Raw genomic sequence first — 20,453 nt, 5'->3', positions numbered from 1 at the left:
GTCGCCGGCCTCGCCCAGCATCCACCGTCGTAAACGGCAAGAGGGGCGTGGTCGGCGGCCTCGCTCGGGTCGAGAGAGGCCGCCGAAAGGCCAAGGTCAAGCCCTCCTCTGCGCAGGAAGTCGGCCGAATCGACTTCCTGCGCAACCCCGCACAACTCCGGTGCCGCTTCGGCGGGAGCCGAAGCGGCGACGGGCGGGCGGTGGGGGGGTGGGCCGGTCAGCCCACCGAGGAGTAGGCGATGATGCCGCGGCGGAGGCCGTCGACGGCCTTGCGGGCGGTCTTGCGGAGGTCGGCGTCCGCGCCGGCGGCGTCCTGGATCTGGCCGAGGACGTCGATGAGTTGCTTGGTCCAGCGGACGAAGTCGCCGGCGGGCATGTCGGCGTCGCGCAGGACCTGGTCGAGGTTGTGGCCGAGGGCCCAGCGGTAGGCGACCCAGGCGAAGCCGAGGTCGGGTTCGCGCTGGCCGACGCCCTCGGCGGTGTTGATCCGGTGCTGCTCCTCCAGGGCGTCCAGGTGGCCCCAGATGCGGACCATCTGACCGAGTGCCTCCTTGGCCGCACCCTCCGGCACCCGGGGGGCGCCGGCATCGTCGGCCTGGCGCGACTCGTAGACCAACGCCGAGGCGCAGGCGGCGAGTTCGGCGGCGGCGAGGCCGCTCCAGACGCCCTCGCGGATGCACTCGGAGGCGAGCAGGTCGAGTTCGCCGTAGAGCCGGCCGAGCCGCTTGCCGTCGTCGGTGACGGTGTCGCCCTGGAGGTAGCCGAGGTCGGTGAGCAGTGCGCAGACCCGGTCGAAGGTGCGGGCGATGGTGTGGGTGCGGGAGCGCATCCGGCGTTCCAGCAGTTCGGTGTCGCGGTGCAGCCGGTGGTAGCGCTCGGCCCAGCGGGCGTGGTCCTCGCGGTCGGAGCAGCCGTGGCACGGGTGTTGGCGCAGTTCGGCGCGCAGCCGGGTGATCTCCGGGTCGTCGGCGGCGGCCGCGCGGCCGCGCCGGAACCGCTCGGGTTCGAGGTGGCCGGCCTTGGTGCGCAGCGCGGACGCGAGGTCACGCCGGGACTGGGGGCTGCGCGGGTTGAAGGACTTGGGGATGCGCAGGCGCTCGATCGCGGCGACCGGGTACGGGAAGTCGATCATGGCGAGCCGCTTGACCTGCCGTTCGGCGGTGAGCACCACCGGGCGCGGGCCGTCCTGGAAGTCGGGGTGGCGCGGGCCGCCCCGACCGGAGCGGTTGACCGGCGGCAGGCCCGGGTCGAGGACCAGGGCGAGGCCGGCGAACTTGCCGGTGGGGACGTGGATGACGTCGCCGGGCTTGAGCTGCTCGATGGACTCGATGGCGGCGGCGCGGCGCTGGCTGGTGCCCTCGCGGGCCAGTTCGTTCTCGCGGTCCTTGAGCCGGCGGCGCAGTTCCATGTACTCGTCGAAGTCGCCGAGGTGGCAGGTCATCGACTCGCGGTAGCCCTCCAGGCCCTCCTCGTTGCGCTGCACCTGGCGGGCGATGCCGACCACCGAGCGGTCGGCCTGGAACTGGGCGAAGGAGGTTTCCAGCAGTTCGCGCGAGCGGTGCCGGCCGAACTGGGAGACCAGGTTGACGGCCATGTTGTACGACGGCCGGAACGAGGACTTGAGCGGATAGGTGCGGGTGCCGGCGAGGCCGGCCAGGGCCTCCGGGTCGAGGCCGCGCTGCCAGAGCACGACGGCGTGGCCCTCGACGTCGATGCCGCGCCGCCCGGCCCGGCCGGTGAGCTGGGTGTACTCGCCGGGGGTGATGTCGGCGTGGGTCTCGCCGTTCCACTTGACCAGCTTCTCCATGACCACCGAGCGGGCCGGCATGTTGATGCCGAGGGCCAGGGTCTCGGTCGCGAAGACGGCCTTGACCAGGCCCTTCACGAAGAGCTCCTCGACGACCTCCTTGAACCGGGGCAGCATCCCGGCGTGGTGGGCGGCGATGCCGCGCTCCAGCCCGTCCAGCCACTCGAAGTAGCCGAGGACGTGCAGGTCCTCGTCCGGAATGTCGGCGCAGCGGTCCTGGACGATGGCGCGGACCTGGGCGCGCTCGGCCTCCTTGTTGAGCCGCAGGCCGGAGCTGAGGCACTGCTGGACGGCGGCCTCGCAGCCGGCCCGGCTGAAGATGAAGGTGATGGCGGGCAGCAGGCCCTCGGCGTCGAGCCGGTCGATGACGTCCACCCGGCCCGGCGTCCAGACCCGGCCGGGACGGCCGTTGGGCATGGAGCGGCCCCGACCGCGGCCGAAGCGGTCGCGCGGGTTGCGGTCGAGCTCGGAGCGGGCGAGCCGGACCAGCTCGGGGTTGACGGCCTTGCCGGGGTTCTTGAGGTTGTTCTTGGGGCGGCCGTCCCGGTCGGGGTTGGCGAACAGGTCGTACATCCGGTTGCCGGCCATCACGTGCTGCCACAGCGGCACCGGACGGGTCTCGGAGACGATCACCTTGGTGCCGCCGCGGACGGTGTCCAGCCAGTCGCCGAACTCCTCGGCGTTGGAGACGGTCGCGGAGAGCGAGACGAGGGTGACCGACTCGGGGAGGTGGATGATGACCTCCTCCCAGACGGCGCCGCGGAAGCGGTCGGCGAGGTAGTGCACCTCGTCCATCACGACGTAGCCGAGGCCGTCGAGGGTGCTGGAGCCCGCGTAGAGCATGTTGCGCAGCACCTCGGTGGTCATCACCACCACGGGTGCGTCGCCGTTGACGGTGTTGTCGCCGGTGAGCAGGCCGACCTTGGCGGCGCCGTAGCGCTTGACCAGGTCGCCGTACTTCTGGTTGGACAGCGCCTTGATCGGCGTGGTGTAGAAGCACTTGCGGCCCGCGGCGAGGGCCAGGTGCACGGCGAACTCGCCGACGATGGTCTTCCCGGAACCGGTGGGGGCGGCGACCAGCACGCCCGATCCGGCCTCCAGCGTCTCGCAGGCCTCCAGCTGGAAGTCGTCCAGCGGGAAGTCGTACAACTGCTGGAAGCCGTACAGGGCGGTGGCCTGCTCCTTGGCCCGGCGACGGCTGGCCGCGTACGCCTCGGCGGGGCTGAGCTCCTGGTCTTCCTGGGGCTCTGGATCGGGGGTGTTCATCGCCGTCCGGGTGTGGTTGGTGTGATCTCGCATCTCAGCGAGAGGTTACCCGGGTGGAGTGACATCGATAGCACCGTTTTCCGCGCGAGGAGATCACTCCTCTCCCAGATCCATAGTTGCAAATGTCTTCAAATGATCAGGACCGAGCCAGATCCGAACGTCTCCGGTCATCCGCGGTGGAGCGCGGAGGTTGCTCCCTACCTTCGGATGCCACGGCACCCGATCTTCGAGTGCCACGGCACCCGCGGGTGCCCCGGTCACCACTCACGGGAGGACAGCCACGATGGCGAACCTGGAGATGTCCCTCAAGGAAGCCATGGCGATCGACGGCGCGATCGGCGTCGCCCTGGTCGACTACGGCAGCGGGATGGCCCTCGGCAGCCTCGGCGACGGCGGCGAGATGGACCTCAACGTCGCCGCCGCCGGCAACACCGACGTGGTCCGCGCCAAGATGCGGGCGATGGAGATGCTCAACCTGCACGACAACGAGATCGAGGACATCCTGATCAGCCTGACCAACCAGTACCACATGGTCCGGCCGATCACGACGCCCAGCGGGCGCGGCCTGTTCCTGTTCCTGGCCCTCAACCGCAGCCGCTCCAACCTCGCGATGGCCCGCCACCAGCTGAAGCGGATCGAACTCGCGCTGGAGATCTGAGCCCGCCGACACCAGGGAAGGGGGGCCTCGTGACGGTGGCGCTGTACCAGGCCAAGGCCGAGTTCTTCCGGATGCTCGGCCATCCCGTCCGGATCCGGGTGCTGGAGCTGCTCCAGGCCGGACCGAAGCCCGTCCGCTGTCTGCTCACCGAGCTGGAGGTCGAGCCCTCCAGCCTGTCCCAGCAGCTCGCGGTGCTGCGCCGGTCCGGCATCGTCACCGCCACCCGGGAGGGCAGCACGGTGGTCTACGCGCTGGCCGGCGGCGACGTCACCGACCTGCTGCGGGCAGCCCGGCGGATCCTCACCGAGCTGCTCGCCGACCGGGACGTCCTGCTCGCGGAGCTGCGGGCGGCCGGCGACTGACCCTTCAGTCCTTGAGGAACTCCGCGAGCCCGTCCGCGAGCCGCTCGTACTCCGCCGCCCGGTTGTACAGCTGGGCGCTGACCCGCAGCACCCCGCCGCCGGCCCACGGCCGGACCGCCACCCGGACGCCGAGCCGCTGCCACAGCCCGGCCATCAGCCCCCGGGCGGCCTGCTCGGTGTCGAACCGGCCCCGCGGCAGCCGTACGGCGCGCATCCACACCCCGGGCGTCGCGGGCAGCGCCCGCAGGCCGGCCCGCTCGACCAGCACCCGCTGGCCGTACGCGGCGAGCGCGGTGTTGTGCGTGGCGACCGCCTCCCGGCCCAGCTCGCGCAGCAGCTGGAAGCCGGCCGGGGCGGCCAGCCAGGAGGTGTAGTCGCAGGTGCCGCGCCACTCGACGCTGGCCGGGAAGCCCCGGTGGTGCTCCCAGGACAGCGCGAGCGGGCGCACCCGGGCGGTCCACTCGGGCCGCACGGACAGGACGCCGGTGGCGCGCGGGGCGAAAGCCCACTTGTGGAGGTTGCCGAACCAGAAGTCGGCGTTCGGGTCGACCGGCTCGGGCAGCATGCCGGGCGCGTGGGCGCCGTCCACCAGGGTGGTCACCCCGCGCTCGCGCAGCTCGGCGACCAGGGCCGGGGACGCCACCGTACGGGCGGTGGGCGAGGTGATCCGGTCCAGGATCGCGACGGCGGTGCGCCCGTCGACGGCTGCGAGCACCGCCTCCCGGACGGCCCGCTCGTCCGGGGCGACCAGGGGCAGCTCGGCCACCACCAGTTCGGCGCCGGTCTCGGCGGCCTTGCGGGCGGCGGCCTGGGTGACCGCGCCGTAGCCGTGGTCGGTGACCAGGATCCGGTCGCCGGGGGCGAAGGGGATGCTGTCCAGGGCGATCGCGGCCGCCTCGGTGACGTTGGCGACCAGCGCCAGCCGGTCCGGGTCGGTGGCCAGCTCGGCCGCGATCCGCACCCGGGCTCCGGCGATCCGGTCCGGCAGATCGGCGAAGAAGCCGTCCGGGTCCAGCTCGTGCTCGGTGCGCAGCGCCTCCTGCGCGCGCTGGACCGGGAGCGGCACGGCGCCGAAGGAGCCGTGGTTCAGGTGCGCGGTGTGCGGCGCGACGCTGAACAGGCCCTCGGCGGCGGGCAGCGGGGCCGGCGGCTCGACGGTGCTCAGGTCCTCCGCGGTGCCCGGGTCCTCCGTCATGGCACTCTCCCCCTCGGTGGTGTGTGACATTTCATGCCACTCTACTGGCTGCCGACCGCGGATCCGTTGAGTCCGCCCGGGCCGCTCTGGGAGACTCCGCACAACCGCCGCCCGGGCCGGGCGGCTCGGCGAGACGGGGAGAGCGCGGGGATGAAGATCGCAATACCGGGCCCGGTCGGACAGCGGCAGTGGACCCCGCTGACGGCGACCAACGCGGGCCTCGCCTTCGGGCTGGAGCTCGGCATGCTGGCGGCGCTCTGCTACTGGGGGTTCAAGACCGGCTCCACCCTGGCGACCCGGCTGCTGCTGGGGATCGGCGCACCGGCCCTGGCGGCCACCGTCTGGGGCCTGTTCCTGGCCGCGGGCGGGCCGAAGTTCCGCCAGCCGCTGGGCGTGGAGATCGCGCTCAAGGTGCTGGTCCTGGAAACGGCGGCGCTGGCGCTGCACGCCTCCGGCCGGAGCACCCTGGCGGTGGTCTTCGCGGTGCTGGCGGTGGTCAGCGTGGCCGTGGAGTACACCACGCGCTGACGGAACGGGAAGGCCCCGGACCTCCCCGACGAAAAGGCGGATCTCCCGCCGCCGGGCCGAGCAACTGCGCGCCCGACGCGACGAGTTGGAGCGGCTGGAGGCCGAACTGACCGGCTGCATCGGCTGCGGCTGCGTGTCGCTGCGCCGCCGCCGGGTGCTCGACCCGGCCGACGGACTCGCCACCGAGGGGCCAGGGCCCCGGCGGCTGCCGCCTCCTGACGAACACCAGGAGGCGTGGAACCCGGTCGGACGCGGCCCTCGTGAGGTTCCCCACCGCGTCCGACCGGGGGCTTGTGGCGGCCCGTCCACCAGGCCCGCCGGAGCGGCCCTCAGGCCCTCAGGCCTCCGGGAAGTGGCAGGCGGCCTGCCGGCCACCCGTGCCGACGGCCTCCAGCAGCGGCCGCTCCGTCCGGCAGCGCTGCTGCGCCTTCGGGCAGCGCGGGTGGAAGCCGCACCCGGTGGGCGGGTCGGCCGGGCTCGGCGGGTCGCCGAGCAGCACGATCCGCTCCCTGGCCCGTTCCGCCGCCGGGTCCGGCAGCGGAACGGCGGACAGCAGCGCCCGGGTGTACGGGTGCGCCGGGTTGCCGTACACCTCGGCCTTGTCACCGATCTCCACGATCCGGCCCAGGTACATCACCGCGACCCGGTCGCAGACCCGCTTGACCACTGAGAGGTCGTGCGCGATGAACACGTACGCCAGGCCGAGCTCGCGCTGCAACTGCTCCATCAGGTTGACCACTTGGGCCTGGACGGAGACGTCCAGCGCGGACACCGGCTCGTCCGCGATCACCAGCTTGGGCGAGGTGGCCAGCGAGCGGGCGATGCCGATCCGCTGCGCCTGGCCGCCGGAGAACTCGTGCGGGTAGCGGTCGAGGTGCTCGGGGATCAGCCCGACCAGTTCCATCAGTTCGGCCGCCCGGCCGCGTGCCTCCTCGGCGCCCGTGCCCTGGACGAGCAGCGGCTCGGAGATGATCCGGGCCACCGTCTGCCGGGGGTTGAGCGAGGAGTACGGGTCCTGGAAGACCATCTGCAGGTGCCTCCGGTGCGGCCGCAGCCGCGCCTGGGAGAGGCCGCCGATCTCGGTGCCGTCGAAGGTGACGGTGCCCGAGGTCGGGTCGAGCAGCCGGACGATCATCCGCCCGGTGGTGGACTTGCCGCAGCCGGATTCGCCGACCAGGCCCAGGGTCTCGCCCGCGCCGACGTCGAAGCTCACCCCGTCCACGGCCCGGATCGGTGCGCCGGGCCGGCCGGTGCGCCCGCGCCGACCGGCGAAGGTCTTCACCAAGTCCCGCACGGAGAGCAGTGGTTCGGCCATCAGACGATCCCTTCCGGCACCAGCGGCAGGTGGCAGGCGGCGCGGTGGCCGGCGGCGGGCGGGCCGAGCCGGTCGAGCGACGGGCGCTCGGCCAGGCAGCGGGCGTGCTCCTCGGCGGACGCGCCGGTGGTGCGGGCGCAGCGCGGGGCGAAGGAGCAGCCGGGGGCGGAGACGAGCAGCGACGGCGGGCTGCCGGGGATGGCCCGCAGCGGGGCGTCGTCGGTGTCGTCCAGGCGCGGCAGCGAGTCCAGCAGGCCGCGGGTGTAGGGGTGCGCGGGTGCGGCGAACAGCCGTTCCGCCGGGGCCTGTTCGGCCGCCCGGCCGCCGTACATGACCAGTACCTCGTGGGCGACCCGGGCGACCACGCCCAGGTCGTGGGTGATCATCACGACGCCGAGGCCGCGGTCCTGCTGGATCCGGGCGATCAGGTCGAGGATCTGCGCCTGGACGGTGACGTCCAGGGCGGTGGTGGGCTCGTCGGCGATCAGCAGGTCGGGTTCGCAGGCGAGCGCCATGGCGATCATGACGCGCTGGCGCATGCCGCCGGAGAACTGGTGCGGGTACTCGTCGACCCGACGGGCCGGTTCCGGGATGCCCACCTCGGCCAGCATCTCGACCGCCTTGGCGCGCCCGGCCTTCCGGCCCGCCCGGAAGTGCACCCGGTAGTGCTCGGCGATCTGTTCGCCGACGGTGTAGAAGGGGTGCAGGCTGGACAGCGGATCCTGGAAGATCATCGCGATCCGCCGGCCCCGGACGGCGCCCAGCTCCCGCTCCCCCAGTCCGGTCAGTTCCTGCCCGTGGAGCCGGATCGAGCCGCTGACGGCGGCCCCCCGGTGCAGGCCCATGACGGCCAGCGAGGTGACGGACTTCCCGCTGCCGGACTCGCCGACCAGCCCGAGGGTGCGCCCGGCCTCGACGGCGAAGGAGACGCCGTCCACGGCCCGTACGGTGCCGCGCGGGGTGTCGAAGGCGACCTTGAGGTCCTCGACTTCCAGCAGGCTCATGCGCCCGCCCCGCTTCGCTCGGCAGCCGCTTCGCCGAGGACGCACCTCTTGACGGTTCGCTCGCTCCGCTCGCTCACTCAGTACCTCACTCTCGGGTCGACGAACGCGTACAGCAGGTCCACCAGCAGGTTCGCGACGACGATGAAGGTGGCCGCGAGCAGGGTGACCCCGAGGATCACCGGCTGGTCGGAGCGGACCAGCGCGTCGTAGAAGAGCCGTCCGACGCCGGGCAGTCCGAAGATCGACTCGGTGATGACGGCGCCGGCCAGCAGCCCGCCGAGGTCCATCCCGAAGATGGTCAGGATCGGTGTCATCCCGGAGCGCAGCCCGTGTTTGACGGTCACCGTGCGCGGTGGCAGGCCCTTCGCCCGGGCGGTGCGGATGTACGGCTCGGCCATCGCCTCGATCATCGAGTTGCGGCTCTGCCGGGCGTACATGGCGGCGTACAGCAGGGCGAGGGCGATCCAGGGCAGCAGCAGGTTGGAGGCCCAGGCGACCGGGCCGTCGGTGAAGGCGTGGTACGACGGGTAGGGCAGCAGCCCGGCCGTCCTGACCACGCCCCAGATCAGCATGATCGAGGTGAAGTAGACCGGCAGCGAGGCCGCCCCGACCGAGAACACCATCAGGGTCTTGTCGACGGCCCCGCCCTTGCGCAGCGCCGAGGTGACGCCCGCGCCCAGGCCGAGGACCAGCCAGAGCAGGGACGCGCCGAGGGCGAGCGAGACGGAGACCGGCAGGCGGTCGGTGAGCAGCCCCCAGACCGGCAGCGAGTACTCGTAGGAGTAGCCGAGGCAGGGGAAGGCGCAGTGGGTGGCGCCGGGTCCGCTGCCGTAGTCGCGCCCGGCGAAGATGCCGGTCACGTAGGTGCCGAACTGTTCCCAGACCGGCTTGTCCAGGCCCATCGCGGCCTTGACCTCGGCGACCCGCTCGGGGCTGCAGGTCTTGCCGCAGGCGGCCACCGCCGGGTCGGCGGGCAGCAGGTAGAAGATGGTGAAGGTGATCGCGCAGATCGCCAGCAGGATGCCGAGCGCGCCGAGCAGCCGGCGGCCGAGGTAGAGGATCACGACCGGCCTCCCCGGGGGTCGAGGATGTCGCGCAGCGCGTCGCCGAGCAGGGTGAAGGCGAGCACGGCGAGGAACAGGAAGGCCGTCGGGATCAGGAAGTAGGTCGGGTCGGTCTCGTAGAAGCTGATGCTCTCGGCGATCATCTGGCCCCAGGAGGGGGTCGGCGGGCGCACGCCCACGCCGAGGTAGCTGAGCGCGGCCTCGGTGGCGATCATGCCGGGCACCAGCAGCGTGGTGTAGGCGATGACCGGGCCGGAGACGTTCGGCAGGATCTCCCGGGTGAGGATCCGCCAGGGGCGGGCGCCGCCGACCTTGGCGGCCTCGACGTACTCGCGGTGCTTGAGCGAGAGGGTCTGGCCGCGCACCACCCGGGCGATGCCGGGCCAGGTGAACAGCCCGATCACCAGGGTGATCAGCAGGATCCGGTTGACGTCCTTGGCCACCGACATCATCGAGATCATGAAGATCAGCGAGGGGAAGGACATGGTGAGGTCCATCAGCCGGGACAGCACGGTGTCGGTCCGCCCGCCGAAGTAGCCGGCCGCGATCCCGACCAGGGTGCCGGTGACCACCACCACGGCGGTGGCGGTGAAGGCGATCAGCAGCGAGACCTGGCCGCCGTGCAGCACCCGGGCGAACAGGTCGCGCCCGGTGGCGGGTTCGACGCCCAGCCAGTGCCGGGTGCCGATCCCGCCGAAGTCGCCGATCGGCTGGCCGCCCAGGTACGGGTCCACGGCGCGCTTGTCGAACTCCTCGGGGGTCCAGCCGCCGAGCTCGCTCAGCGGCTCGGCCAGGGCGGCGAGCAGGAGCAGCAGGACGACGGTGACCAGGCCGAACCGGGCCGAGCCCTTGGCCCAGAGCTGGTCCCAGACCAGCCGCCAGGGCCCTCTGCCGGAACGTTTCGGCGTGACCGGCCCGGCCGTTTCGGCCTCTTCGGCCGCGCCGGTATCGATGGTGGTACTCATCGGAGGAGCCCTCAGCCCTTGCTCTTGGAGGGGTCCTTGAGGCCGATCGTGGCGAAGTCCCACTGACCGGTCCACACCGGGGAGCCGAACGCCCCGGCCACGTTCGTCCCGGCCAGCAACGGGCGGCGCTGCCAGAGCATCGGCACGGTGGGCGCCTTCTTCATCAGGTCCTCGTTGAGCTGCACCCACGCCTTGTCGGCCTCGGTGACGTCGGACATCGCGTTGATCTGGTCGATCCGGTCCTCGGTGGCCTGGTCGCGGAACTGCTCGACGTTGCCCTGGTTGCCCTTCTCCTTGATGGTGCGGCCGTCGAAGACCATCGGCAGGAAGGTCGCACCGGACGGGTAGTCCGGACACCAGCCGACGATGGCCAGGTCGGGCGCGTTCTTGGTGTCGCCGATGGTGTCGTAGTAGACCGACGGGTCGGCGGTGGTGATGGTGACCTGCATGCCGGCCTTGGCCAGCGACTGCTGCAGCGCCTCGGCCCGGGTCTTGTCGCCGGTGGAGACGGTCAGCGAGAGCTTGAGGTCGGTCTTGCCCGCGTCCTTCAGCAACTGCTTGGCCTTCTCCGGGTCACCGGTGGAGGGGATCTTCAGCGGGTCCAGCTTGGTGCCGCCGGCCAGCGCGGGCGGCAGGTAGGAGGTCGCCACGTCGCCCATCGCCGGGCCGCCGTTCGCCGTCACCTGGGCGTCCCGGTCGACCGCGTACATCAGGGCCTCGCGCACCTTGGGGTCGTCGAAGGGCGCCTTGGAGGTGTTGGGGTACAGCATGTCGGTGCAGCCCTCCTGCTCGGCGATCAGCCGGGACTTCACGTCCGCCTTGGGCAGCACCTTGGAGACGGACTCCGGGCGCAGGTTCATCCACTCGACGGCGGAGGCGTCCGCGCCGTCGCTGGCGATGATCCGGTCGTCCACCTGGCCGCCCTTGAGGCCCTCGGTGACCACGATCCTGTCCGGGTACGCCTTGCGGACCGGGTCGGTGGACTGGTCCCAGTTGGTGTTGCGGACCAGGACCAGCTGCTTGCCGCGGTCGTAGGTCTCGATCTTGTACGGGCCGGAGGAGAACGGCCGCAGGTCGTACTGGGTGCCCTTGTCCTGGGACTGCGGCACCGGGGCGAAGGTCGGCAGGGTCGCGGTGTACGAGAACTCGGCGACCGGGCGCTTGAGGTGGAAGACCACGGTCTTGTCGTCCGGGGTCTCGATGCTCGCCAGGTGCTCGCCGTTCAGCGGGCCCTTGTAGTTCTCGCCGCCGGCCAGGTACTGCTCGGCGTAGTCGGGGCCGCCGGTGAGGTCGGGGGCGAAGGAGCGCTCGACGTTGTACTTGATGTCGGCGGACCTGATCGGCGTGCCGTCCTCGTACTTGACGCCGTCCTTGAGGGTGAAGGTCCAGGTCTTGCCGCCGTCCGAGGGCCGGCCGAGGTCGGTGGCGAGGTCCGGGACGATCTCGCTGCCCGCGGCGCCCGGTTCGGCCTTGAAGGTGACCAGGGTGCGGTAGAGCAGCCGGATGCCGAAGTCCATGTTCGGCATGGTCCAGTTGCGGGCCGGGTCGAGGTGGGCGAAGTCCTGGTTGGACAGCACGGTCAGGGTGCCGCCCCTGACCGGGGTGCCGCCGACGATCGTCCCGGACGCGGCGCCCGGGGCCCGGGTGCTGCCGGCCGCGGCATCACCGCCGCTGTCGCTCTTGTCGTTCTTGCAGGCCCCGAGGCCGAGGGTGAGGGCCGCCGCGAGGGCCGTCGCGAGGAGGGCATGGGTGCGCCTGGTCATGTGCAACTCCGCTGTGGGGGGCCTGCTCTGGCCGCTCCGCTGTGTGACCCGTAACATAGTAATGTGAAATTGCACTACACAAGGGGTGGCGCCGGTCGTTACCCAGCCGTGTCCGTGCGCCCTCACCTCCCCACCCCCGCCTAGGAGTTCACCGGTGACCCTCCCCCAGCCCGGCCTCGCCACCGGAAGCCACGACCTCCCGGTCTCCCCCGCCCTGGACGCCTTCATGGGCACCCACTGGGCCGCCACCCCGCTCCCCGCCGACCAGCGCGTCCCCGGCTACTCGGGCTTCCCCGGCCGCCGCGCCCGGCTCTCCGCCGCCTTCCCCGGCGAACGCCTCGTCGTCCCGGCCGGCCGCCTCAAGGTCCGCTGCAACGACCTGGACCACCGCTTCCGCCCGCACAGCGCGTACGTCTGGCTCACCGGGCTCACCGGCGAGGACCAGGCCGACCACGTCCTCGTCCTCGAACCGGCCGGCGCCGCGGGCCACGAACCGGTGCTCTACGTCCGCCCCCGATCCCCGCGCGACGGCGGCGAGTTCTACCGCGACCGCCGCTACGGCGAGTTCTGGGTCGGCCGCCGCCCCGACCTCGCCGAAACCACCCAGCTCACCGGGCTGCGCACCGAACACCTCGACGACCTGGGCAAGTTGCTCACCGGACCGCAGCCGTCCACCCGGGTACTGGCGGGCACCGACGCCCTCGTCGACCTCGCCACCGGACGCCCCGTCGCGGACCAGCGCGACGGCGAACTCGCCGCCGTGCTCTCCGAGTTGCGGCTGGTCAAGGACACCTGGGAGGTCCAGCAGCTGCAACTCGCCGTCGACCACACCGTCACCGGCTTCGAGGACGTCGTCCGAGCCCTGCCCACCGCCCTGCGCCACCACCGCGGCGAACGCTGGATCGAGGGCGTCTTCGACCTGCGCGCCCGCGCCGAGGGCAACGGCCCCAGCTACACCAGCATCGTCGCCTCCGGCGCCCACGCCTGCGTCCTGCACTGGATCCGCAACGACGGCGCCCTCGACCCCGACTCCCTGCTCCTGCTCGACGCCGGCGTGGAGACCGACACCCTCTACGCCGCCGACATCACCCGCACCCTCCCCCTCGGCGGCACCTTCACCCCGGTCCAGCGCCAGGCCTACGAACTCGTCCTCGCCGCCCAGAGCGCCGGCATCGCCGCCCTGCGCCCCGGCGCCCGCTTCCGCGACTTCCACCACGCCGCCATGCGCGTCATCGCCGAAGGCCTCGCCGACTGGGGCGTCCTGCGCGTCCCCGCCGACCAGGCCCTCGCCGAGGACAACGGCCTCCACCGCCGCTACACCCTCTGCGGCAGCGGCCACATGCTCGGCCTCGACTACCACGACTGCTCCCAGGCCCGCGCCGACCGCTACGTCGACGGCACCCTGGAAGCCGGCATGGTCCTCACCGTCGAACCCGGCCTCTACCTCCAGCCCGACGACGAAACCCTCCCCCTGGAGCTCCGCGGCATGGGCATCCGCATCGAGGACGACCTCGTCATCACCGAGGACGGCGCCCACCTGATGTCCAGCGCCCTGCCACGGACCGTCCCCGACATCGAGTCCTGGATGGCCGGCCTGCTGAGCTGAGTCCGGTCGAGCGGACGGTCAAGCCACCTTGATCGTCCGCTCCCCCTGCCGAACGGCCACCTCGACCTCGCCACCGATCGCTGCGGCGTAGGCGCGTGTCGGGCCCTCTCCAACGCATGCTGCTCGCCGTCTCGGGATCATCCACATGGGGTGCAGTCGAGTCGTCTCTTATGAGCTACCGTGCGCATTCCCGCTCAATCCAGCCCTGCGAGCGACAACACGCCCCGCCCAGCGCGCGCCAGGCACACTATCCCCGCGCACTCCGCCACAGCTCCGCCACGATCTCCTCCGCCGGGCCGGTGCGCGCCAACCGGTGGGCCGTGCCCGCCCAGAGGTGCATGGCGGTGGTGTCCGCGCGGCGGGTGGCGGCGGCCCGCAAAGGCGCCGTGAGGTGGTGGACCTCCGGGTAGGCGGGCGGGGCGTACCGGCCGTGGCGGTCGATGAAGGCGTTGCGCAGGCCGCGGGCCGGGCGGCCGGTGAAGGCGCGGGTGACGACGGTCTCCGGCAGTTCGGTGAGCGCGGCCCGGTGGGTGGCCGAGGCGCCGGACTCGTCGGAGCGCAGCAACGCCGTCCCCAGCTGCACCGCGACCGCCCCGGCCCGCAGCGCCGCCGCGACCGCCGCACCGTCGCCCAGCCCGCCCGCGGCGATCAGCGGCAGCGGCGTCACCGCCCGTACGGCGGACAGCAGTTCCAGCAGCGGCAGCTCCCCCGGCGCGTCCGTCACCCGGTGGGTGCCGCGGTGCCCGCCGGCCTCCGGGCCCTGCACGCACAGGGCGTCCATCCCGACCGCCTGCGCCGCCCGCGCCTCCTCCGGCGTGGTGACGGTACCGACCTGCAGCGTCCCGACCGCCCGCAGCGCCGCCGCCTCCTCCGCCGTCGGCAGTCCGAAGGTGTACGAGACCACCGGCACCGGGTCCGCGAGCAGCGCGGCGCGCTTGGCCTCCCAGTCGTCCCGGTCCGGCCCGATCTCCTCCGGCAGCGCCACCCCCCACCGCTCGGCCTCCGGCCGCAGCCGCTCCCGGTAGGCTGCGACGGCCGCAGGGTCCGCGGGCGGGGCCGGCACGAAGAGGTTCACCCCGTACGGCCGGTCGGTCGACTTCCGTACTGCGGCGATCTGTTCGGCCATCCCCGCGGCGCTCTTGTAGCCCGCGGCCAGGAACCCCAGCCCGCCGGCCCGGTTCACCGCGGCCACCAGCTCGGGCGTCGAGGGCCCGCCCGCCATCGGGGCGCCGATCACCGGCACGGCGAGTTCGGCGAGACGCACGGCCATCGGGGGGCTCCTCCCACTCCTACGGGTACCTCCCTCACCCTACGCTCAACGGATCAGCCCTCGCCCGCGCGCCGCCCGGACCGCCGCCGTGCGCGAGTCCACCCCCAACTTGGTGTAGATGTGCACCAGATGGGACTTCACCGTGGCCTGGCTCAGGTGCAGCCGCTGGCTGACCTGCTGGTTGGTCAGCCCGTCCGCGACCAGCCCCAGCACCTCGGTCTCCCGCGCGCTGAGCGCCGCCGCGGGCGTCCGCATCCGCTCCAGCAGCCGGTCCGCCACGCTCGGCGCCAGGGCGCTGCGCCCCGCCGCGGCGGCCCGTACCGCCTGGGCCAGCTGCTCCGGCGGGGCGTCCTTCAGCAGGTACCCGGTCGCACCGGCCTCCAGCGCCGGCAGGGTGTCGGCGTCGCTGTCGTACGTGGTGACCACCAGCACCCGCGGCGCGCCCGCCCGGGCGGTGATCGCGGCGGTGGCCTGGGCGCCGTTCAACGCCGAGCCGGGCCCGAACTGCAGGTCCATCAGCACCACGTCCACCCCCGGCTCCGCGGCCAGCTCCACGGCCCGCTCGGCGGTCGCCGCCTCCGCCACGATGGCGAAGTCCGGCTCGCCCTCCAGCACCGCCCGCAGCCCGGCCCGCACCACCGGGTGGTCGTCGGCGATCAGCAGCCGGATCACGCGCCGACCTCCGGGGTGACCGGCAGCTGCACCGCCAGGGCCGTGCCCTCCCCGGGCGCCGACTCCACCGTGAAGCTGCCGCCGAGCGCCCGCGCCCGGGCCCGCATCGAGGGCAGCCCGAAGCCGCCGTCCCCGCCGGTGCGGCCGGCCACCGCCGCCGGATCGAACCCGGTCCCGTCGTCGAACACGTCCAACGCCACCTCGCCCTCCATGTAGCTGAGTGTCACCTCGGCCCGCGAGGCCTTCGCGTGCCGCACGGTGTTGCCGAGCGCCGACTGCGCGATCCGCAGCAGCGCCACCTCCTGCGCGGCCGGCAGCCGGACCGGGTCCCCGGAGACGTGCAGGTGGACGGGCAGCGCGCTGTGCGCCGTGGTGGTCGCGCACAGCCGCTCCAGCGCGACCGGCAGCGGATCGCCGTCCAGTGCCGGCGGGGTGAGCGCGCGGACGAACCGCCGGGCCTCGTCCAGGTTGTCCTGGGCGGCCTGCCGCGCCTGCTCGACGTACCCGGCGGCGGCCTCGGTACGCTCGGGCAGCGCCCGCTGGGCCGCCCGGAGCAGCAACTGGATGGAGCTGAGGCTCTGCGCGAGGGTGTCGTGGATCTCCCTGGCGAGGCGCTCGCGCTCGGCGAGCACCCCCGCCGCGTGGTGGGCGGCGGCGGCGTCGGCGCGGGCCGCGGTCAGCTCGTCGATCAGCCGGCGCCGCTCCTCGCTCTCCCGGTACAGCGCCTGGTAGCCGAGCACGGTCGCGGTGGCGACGGCCGCGCCGAGCGCGGGCCCGATCGAGGCGGCGAGGCTGAAGCTGTGCTGGTGCCAGGACCAGGCGGTGATCGCCGCCGCGGCCGTCAGCCCCACGGCGGTCAGGCCGCTGCGCCGGCCGAGCAGGTGCAGCTCCAGGAAGTACAGCGGGAACGCCAGCCACACCCCGTCCTGGGTGGCGACCAGCAGGCCCGCCCAGGTGACGCCGAGCAGCGCCAGCCAGAGCGCCGCGCCCCGGCGCGAGGCGCGGACGGCGGCCAGCCGCGGCCCCACGGCGTACACCGCGGCCATCGCGGAGGCCGCGGCGGCGACAGCCAGCGGATCGCCGCCCCGGTCGACGACGGCGGCCCGGGCGACGGCGAGCGCCAGCAGGCCCGCAACGAGCAGGTGCAGGCAGACCTGGAGGACGCGGGCGACGGGAGTGGTTCTGGGTCGTTCGGTCGCCATCCCTCCAGCCTAAGTTCCGCGCCCGAGGCTCGGCATCAATCAAAAGGTTGAACTCCGCTTCGGCCCTTCGATGCCCAGGATGCAATCCCCCGCGCGATGCCCGGGCGGCCCCGTTTCGCGGACCGTATGAGCATCACCCGTTTCATCCGTAGGAAGGCCCACCGTGTTCGTCGCCTGGAGGGACCTGAGGTTCGCCAAGGGGCGGTTCGCCCTGATGGGAACCGTCATCGTGCTGATCACCGTGCTGGTCGGCCTGCTGTCCGGGCTCACCGCCGGACTCGGCCGGCAGAACATCTCCGCGATCACCGGCCTGCCCGCCGACCACCTGGTGTTCTCCAAGCCCGCCGACGGTCAGCCGCTCAGCTTCACCGACTCCCAGCTCACCCCCGACCAGTGGCAGGCCTGGTCCCGCGAGCCGGGCGTCACCTCCGCCCGGCCGCTCGGCATCACCACCACCAAGGCCGCCGCGGGCACCCGCACCGCCGCCCTCTCCGCCTTCGGCGTCCCGGACGGCTCCGACCTCGCGCCGCAGGGCGGCCTGATCGGCCCGGGCCAGGCGGTACTGTCCACGACCGCCGCCGAGAAGCTCGGCAACCTCACGGCCGGCGCCGACTTCACCATGGCCGGCCACCGGCTCACCGTCGCCGCCGTCGAGGGCGACGCCGCGTACAGCCACACCCCGGTGATCTGGAGCAGCCTCACCGACTGGCAGCAGTTCGCCCCCGGCGGCACCGGCCACGCCACCGTCATCGCCCTCCACACCGCCAAGGGCGCCGACCTCGCCGGCGCCGACGCCCGCCACGGCACCGTGACCCGCACCCGGGACGACGCCCTCGCCGCGATCGGCTCCTACACCTCCGAGAACGGCTCCCTCCAGCTGATGCGCGGCTTCCTGTTCGCCATCTCGGCCCTGGTGATCGGCGCCTTCTTCACCGTCTGGACCATCCAACGCAGCGGCGACATCGCGGTGTTGAAGGCCCTCGGTGCCTCCACCCGCTACCTGCTGCGCGACGCCCTCGGCCAGGCCGTCCTCCTGCTGCTGCTCGGTACGGCCGTCGGCACCGCGATCGCCCTCGGCGCCGGCTCGCTGATCGGCTCCGCCGTCCCCTTCGTCCTGGACGCCCCGACCCTGCTGCTGCCCGCCGCCGTCATGATCGCCCTCGGCGCGATCGGCGCGGCCCTGTCCATCCGCCGGATCACCTCCGTCGACCCGCTGACCGCCCTGGGGAGCGCCCGATGAGCCTGACCCTCGACCGCATCACCCTCACCTACCCGGACGGCGACGGCCGGCTCACCGCACTGGATCAGGTCTCCCTGACCGTCCCCAAGGGCTCGCTCACGGCCGTCGTCGGCCCCTCCGGCTCCGGCAAGTCCAGCCTGCTGGCGGTCGCCGCGACCCTGATCAGCCCCGACTCCGGACGGGTCGTCGTGGACGGCACCGACACGGCGGGCCTCGACCGCGCCGAGCTGACTTCGTTGCGCCGCACCAAGATCGGCATCGTCTTCCAGCAGGCCAACCTGCTGCCCTCGCTCACCGCCGTCGAGCAGCTGCAGGTGATGGCCCACCTCGACGGCCGCTCCCCCCGCAGCGCCCTCCCCCGCGCCCTGGAACTCCTGGACGCCGTCGGCCTCCGCGACCAGGCCCATCGCCGACCGCACCAGCTCTCCGGCGGCCAGCGCCAGCGGGTCAACATCGCCCGGGCCCTGATGAACGACCCCACGGTGCTGTTGGTGGACGAGCCCACCAGCGCCCTCGACCACGAACGGGGCGCGGCGGTCCTGGACTTGATCACCGAACTCACCCACCGTCGGGCCACCGCGACCGTCCTGGTCACCCACGACCGCACCCACCTGACGGCCGTCGACCAGATCGCCGAGGTCCACGACGGCCGACTGGAAGTGCCGGCGACAGCGGCCTAGGAGAACAGGTCGTCCACGTTCATGGTCACCACCGCGCCGATCGACTCCGGCAAGGTGAACCACTCCCCCGGGCGGTGGACGACCTGCTCCCGGTACTCACCGTCCTGCGGATCGGTCATCACCAGAACCCGCCGATCGACCCGGTCCTTCGGCGCCCCCTTCGCCCAGCCCTGCCTGGTAGCAAGCCCTTCTCATCCGCTTCAGGACTCTGGCATGCCGCATGTCCGGCACGGGCTCGACGGACACCTCGCCGCCCAGCACCTCCACCCGATGCCCGGGAAACCGCTCGAAGAGGGCCTCCGCCATGTGACGCACGGGACGACGCTACTTCAACGGCCCGAGCACGTCGTCCACCTTCAGCATCACCGACGCACCGACCGCCCCAGGCAGTTCGAAGGACTGCCCCGGGTGGTGGACAGCATGCAGCCGGTACTCGCCTTCGTGCGGGTCGGTAAGCATCATGACCCGTTGGTTCGTCCGATCCGCAATGACATAGACGGGCACGCCTGCCGACGCATAAGCCGTCGGCTTCCGCTTGAGGTCATCGCTGAGATTCGATGAGGTGACCTCAAGTACAAGGCGGAATACCGACGGGTCGTAGCAGTTGTGCTCGATCTTGTGGTCCGCGTAGTCGGCATCAACCACCGACAGGTCCGGAACGGCGAAGTCAAACGGCCCGTCCGGCAACCAAACACCCATCCCCTGGATCACGCGGGTTGTCTCGCCATGGAGACCAGCGAGCAGGAGCGGAAAGCTGATGGTGGTGAGTGCATCACCGTGCTGACCGTCAGGTGGCGGCGTCACTGCGATCTGACCCCCGATGATCTCGACCCGGTAGCCGACCAGCTTGTTGGAGATCAGGTCTGCGGCTTCGAGCAGCGTCAACTGCTCCATGGGTTCTTCCACTGCGGCGGCGGACATGGATTTCCTCCTGGCTGCCGATGTCGAGAACATCATCGTAGGACGCGGGCGCCTCCCGACGCCCGCCGTTCCACCTTCACCCGAACGAGCGGTTTAGCCCCTAGCGAGCCCGCAGCCGCAGCGCCGGGCGCTCCGTCTCCGCCGTCTCGTCCTGGCCCGCCCACAGCGAGCGCACGTGGCTGAGGTGGCGGGTCATGCACGCCTCCGCCGCCTCCGCGTCGCCGCTGAGCATCAGGTCCAGCAGTTCCACGTGCTCCTCCGCCGAGGAGACCAGCTGCCCCTGCTCGTCCAGCCTCGTCAGCCCGTACAGCCGGGAGCGCTTGCGCAGCTCCCCGACCACCTCGACCAGCCGCGCGTTGCCCGCCAGCCCGAGCAGGTCGAGGTGGAACTGCCGGTCCGCCTCCAGGTAGCCGATCAGGTCGTGCTTGCGCGCGGCCGCGACGATCGCCTCGGCCTGGGGCCGCAGCCGCTCCAACTGCTCCTTGCTCGCCGTGCGGGTGACCCGGCCGACGGTCGGGACCTCGATCAGGGCGCGGATCTCGGTATAGTCGTCCAGGTCGCGCTCGGTGAGCTCGGTGACCCGGAAGCCCTTGTTGCGGACGGCCTCGACCAGGCCCTCGCGGGCGAGGTCGAGCATGGCCTCGCGCACCGGGGTGGCGGAGACGCCGAAGTCGGCGGCGAGCGCGGGCGCGGAGTAGACGACGCCGGGGCGCAGTTCGCCGGAGATGAGGGCGGCCCGGAGGGCGTGGGCGACCTGGTCGCGGAGCCGCTCCTGCACGGAGATCAGGGTGCGGGATTTGAGCTCGGCCATGGTGTTCCTCCGGGTGGGTGCAGAACACCAGCGTACAATGTCACGTTACGTTGAGCGTGCAACAGTCCAGGAATCGACCATTCCCTTGAGGGTCATGGTGACAGCGGCCGCCGACCGTGACAAC

General features: G+C 72.4%; 19 protein-coding genes. 6 read left to right on the top strand and 13 right to left on the bottom strand.

The annotated features are described in order from the left end of the window. Positions 1-217 precede the first annotated feature (217 nt). Positions 218-3,073 (bottom strand): DEAD/DEAH box helicase, encoded by a 2,856-nt coding sequence (locus ACWCYO_RS09385; RefSeq protein ID WP_270151343.1) that lies wholly within the window; start codon positions 3,071-3,073, stop codon positions 218-220. Positions 3,074-3,356: 283 nt separating this feature from the next. On the opposite strand from ACWCYO_RS09385, the gene ACWCYO_RS09380 reads away from it, so the two are divergent. Beyond that, positions 3,357-3,731, top strand: coding sequence for a hypothetical protein (locus ACWCYO_RS09380; RefSeq protein ID WP_270148247.1), 375 nt, complete (start codon positions 3,357-3,359; stop codon positions 3,729-3,731). 29 nt (positions 3,732-3,760) lie between these two features. Continuing rightward, positions 3,761-4,093 (top strand): ArsR/SmtB family transcription factor, encoded by a 333-nt coding sequence (locus ACWCYO_RS09375; protein ID WP_449783861.1) that lies wholly within the window; start codon positions 3,761-3,763, stop codon positions 4,091-4,093. Positions 4,094-4,097: 4 nt separating this feature from the next. On the opposite strand, the gene ACWCYO_RS09370 is transcribed toward ACWCYO_RS09375, so the two are convergent. Continuing rightward, positions 4,098-5,288 (bottom strand): aminotransferase class V-fold PLP-dependent enzyme, encoded by a 1,191-nt coding sequence (locus tag ACWCYO_RS09370; RefSeq protein ID WP_449783860.1) that lies wholly within the window; start codon positions 5,286-5,288, stop codon positions 4,098-4,100. Positions 5,289-5,438: 150 nt separating this feature from the next. Between ACWCYO_RS09370 and ACWCYO_RS09365 the strand changes: the two genes are divergently transcribed. Then, complete coding sequence (locus ACWCYO_RS09365; RefSeq protein ID WP_270148242.1) at positions 5,439-5,816, top strand: YrdB family protein; 378 nt, start codon at positions 5,439-5,441, stop codon at positions 5,814-5,816. A gap of 337 nt (positions 5,817-6,153) precedes the next feature. On the opposite strand, the gene ACWCYO_RS09360 is transcribed toward ACWCYO_RS09365, so the two are convergent. The 5 genes from ACWCYO_RS09360 to ACWCYO_RS09340 form a co-directional block, all read right to left on the bottom strand. Continuing rightward, positions 6,154-7,131: an ABC transporter ATP-binding protein gene (locus tag ACWCYO_RS09360; protein WP_270148240.1), complete on the bottom strand. Its 978-nt coding sequence runs from the start codon at positions 7,129-7,131 to the stop codon at positions 6,154-6,156. Further along, positions 7,131-8,135, bottom strand: coding sequence for an ABC transporter ATP-binding protein (locus ACWCYO_RS09355; protein ID WP_270148239.1), 1,005 nt, complete (start codon positions 8,133-8,135; stop codon positions 7,131-7,133). Before ACWCYO_RS09355 ends, ACWCYO_RS09360 begins: the two co-directional genes overlap by 1 nt. A 77-nt stretch (positions 8,136-8,212) precedes the next feature. Further along, positions 8,213-9,199, bottom strand: a complete 987-nt coding sequence (locus ACWCYO_RS09350) for an ABC transporter permease (RefSeq protein WP_270148237.1) — start codon at positions 9,197-9,199, stop codon at positions 8,213-8,215. Beyond that, positions 9,196-10,164 carry an ABC transporter permease gene (locus ACWCYO_RS09345; protein WP_270148236.1) on the bottom strand — a complete coding sequence of 323 codons (969 nt, stop codon included), beginning with the start codon at positions 10,162-10,164 and terminating at the stop codon, positions 9,196-9,198. The genes ACWCYO_RS09350 and ACWCYO_RS09345 overlap by 4 nt, the downstream gene beginning before the upstream one ends. 11 nt (positions 10,165-10,175) lie before the next feature. Continuing rightward, positions 10,176-11,927, bottom strand: coding sequence for an ABC transporter substrate-binding protein (locus ACWCYO_RS09340; RefSeq protein WP_449783859.1), 1,752 nt, complete (start codon positions 11,925-11,927; stop codon positions 10,176-10,178). A gap of 154 nt (positions 11,928-12,081) precedes the next feature. On the opposite strand from ACWCYO_RS09340, the gene ACWCYO_RS09335 reads away from it, so the two are divergent. Continuing rightward, on the top strand, positions 12,082-13,533 hold the full coding sequence (locus ACWCYO_RS09335) for an aminopeptidase P family protein (RefSeq protein ID WP_449783858.1): 1,452 nt from the start codon (positions 12,082-12,084) through the stop codon (positions 13,531-13,533). Between the two features lie 247 nt (positions 13,534-13,780). Here the strand turns inward: ACWCYO_RS09335 and ACWCYO_RS09330 are convergent, their stop codons facing one another. Genes ACWCYO_RS09330 through ACWCYO_RS09320 form a run of 3 tightly spaced genes read right to left on the bottom strand, consistent with a single transcriptional unit; the run spans position 13,781 to position 16,677 of the window. Next, positions 13,781-14,803 (bottom strand): nitronate monooxygenase, encoded by a 1,023-nt coding sequence (locus ACWCYO_RS09330; RefSeq protein WP_270148232.1) that lies wholly within the window; start codon positions 14,801-14,803, stop codon positions 13,781-13,783. Between the two features lie 45 nt (positions 14,804-14,848). Continuing rightward, a complete protein-coding gene (locus tag ACWCYO_RS09325; RefSeq protein WP_270148231.1) occupies positions 14,849-15,475 on the bottom strand; it encodes a response regulator transcription factor in 627 nt (208 codons plus the stop codon). After that, positions 15,472-16,677 (bottom strand): sensor histidine kinase, encoded by a 1,206-nt coding sequence (locus ACWCYO_RS09320; RefSeq protein WP_449783857.1) that lies wholly within the window; start codon positions 16,675-16,677, stop codon positions 15,472-15,474. Before ACWCYO_RS09320 ends, ACWCYO_RS09325 begins: the two co-directional genes overlap by 4 nt. Before the next feature lie 163 nt (positions 16,678-16,840). Here ACWCYO_RS09320 and ACWCYO_RS09315 point away from each other — a divergent pair, with 163 nt between their 5' ends. Together ACWCYO_RS09315 and ACWCYO_RS09310 are read left to right on the top strand one after the other, a co-directional pair. Beyond that, a complete protein-coding gene (locus ACWCYO_RS09315) occupies positions 16,841-17,917 on the top strand; it encodes an ABC transporter permease (RefSeq protein WP_449783856.1) in 1,077 nt (358 codons plus the stop codon). Beyond that, positions 17,914-18,597, top strand: coding sequence for an ABC transporter ATP-binding protein (locus tag ACWCYO_RS09310; RefSeq protein ID WP_270148226.1), 684 nt, complete (start codon positions 17,914-17,916; stop codon positions 18,595-18,597). The genes ACWCYO_RS09315 and ACWCYO_RS09310 overlap by 4 nt, the downstream gene beginning before the upstream one ends. On the opposite strand, the gene ACWCYO_RS09305 is transcribed toward ACWCYO_RS09310, so the two are convergent. The 3 genes from ACWCYO_RS09305 to ACWCYO_RS09295 form a co-directional block, all read right to left on the bottom strand. After that, the gene (locus ACWCYO_RS09305) at positions 18,594-18,716 is read right to left on the bottom strand and encodes a hypothetical protein (protein WP_270148225.1); all 123 of its coding nucleotides are present in this window, start codon (positions 18,714-18,716) and stop codon (positions 18,594-18,596) included. The genes ACWCYO_RS09310 and ACWCYO_RS09305 overlap by 4 nt on opposite strands. Before the next feature lie 205 nt (positions 18,717-18,921). Next, entirely contained in the window at positions 18,922-19,518 is a 597-nt protein-coding gene (locus ACWCYO_RS09300; protein WP_270148224.1) for a Uma2 family endonuclease, read from the bottom strand. A gap of 100 nt (positions 19,519-19,618) precedes the next feature. Beyond that, positions 19,619-20,329, bottom strand: coding sequence for a GntR family transcriptional regulator (locus ACWCYO_RS09295; protein ID WP_449783855.1), 711 nt, complete (start codon positions 20,327-20,329; stop codon positions 19,619-19,621). Positions 20,330-20,453 lie beyond the last annotated feature (124 nt).

It is taken from the genome of Kitasatospora sp. NPDC001683, from assembly GCF_053596495.1.
The sequence above is the reverse complement of the archived record's forward strand: the minus strand, read 5'-3'. Positions and strand labels throughout refer to the sequence as shown.

What these genes read in the sequence shown, in the direction of transcription:
- ACWCYO_RS09340 (WP_449783859.1), bottom strand. Translation starts at nt 11,927, where the DNA reads ATGACCAGGCGCACCCATGCCCTCCTCGCGACGGCCCTCGCGGCGGCC.
- ACWCYO_RS09370 (WP_449783860.1), bottom strand. Translation starts at nt 5,288, where the DNA reads ATGACGGAGGACCCGGGCACCGCGGAGGACCTGAGCACCGTCGAGCCG.
- ACWCYO_RS09330 (WP_270148232.1), bottom strand. Translation starts at nt 14,803, where the DNA reads ATGGCCGTGCGTCTCGCCGAACTCGCCGTGCCGGTGATCGGCGCCCCG.
- ACWCYO_RS09385 (WP_270151343.1), bottom strand. Translation starts at nt 3,073, where the DNA reads ATGAACACCCCCGATCCAGAGCCCCAGGAAGACCAGGAGCTCAGCCCC.
- ACWCYO_RS09310 (WP_270148226.1), top strand. Translation starts at nt 17,914, where the DNA reads ATGAGCCTGACCCTCGACCGCATCACCCTCACCTACCCGGACGGCGAC.
- ACWCYO_RS09355 (WP_270148239.1), bottom strand. Translation starts at nt 8,135, where the DNA reads ATGAGCCTGCTGGAAGTCGAGGACCTCAAGGTCGCCTTCGACACCCCG.
- ACWCYO_RS09360 (WP_270148240.1), bottom strand. Translation starts at nt 7,131, where the DNA reads ATGGCCGAACCACTGCTCTCCGTGCGGGACTTGGTGAAGACCTTCGCC.
- ACWCYO_RS09345 (WP_270148236.1), bottom strand. Translation starts at nt 10,164, where the DNA reads ATGAGTACCACCATCGATACCGGCGCGGCCGAAGAGGCCGAAACGGCC.
- ACWCYO_RS09305 (WP_270148225.1), bottom strand. Translation starts at nt 18,716, where the DNA reads ATGACCGATCCGCAGGACGGTGAGTACCGGGAGCAGGTCGTCCACCGC.
- ACWCYO_RS09320 (WP_449783857.1), bottom strand. Translation starts at nt 16,677, where the DNA reads ATGGCGACCGAACGACCCAGAACCACTCCCGTCGCCCGCGTCCTCCAG.
- ACWCYO_RS09380 (WP_270148247.1), top strand. Translation starts at nt 3,357, where the DNA reads ATGGCGAACCTGGAGATGTCCCTCAAGGAAGCCATGGCGATCGACGGC.
- ACWCYO_RS09295 (WP_449783855.1), bottom strand. Translation starts at nt 20,329, where the DNA reads ATGGCCGAGCTCAAATCCCGCACCCTGATCTCCGTGCAGGAGCGGCTC.
- ACWCYO_RS09300 (WP_270148224.1), bottom strand. Translation starts at nt 19,518, where the DNA reads ATGTCCGCCGCCGCAGTGGAAGAACCCATGGAGCAGTTGACGCTGCTC.
- ACWCYO_RS09365 (WP_270148242.1), top strand. Translation starts at nt 5,439, where the DNA reads ATGAAGATCGCAATACCGGGCCCGGTCGGACAGCGGCAGTGGACCCCG.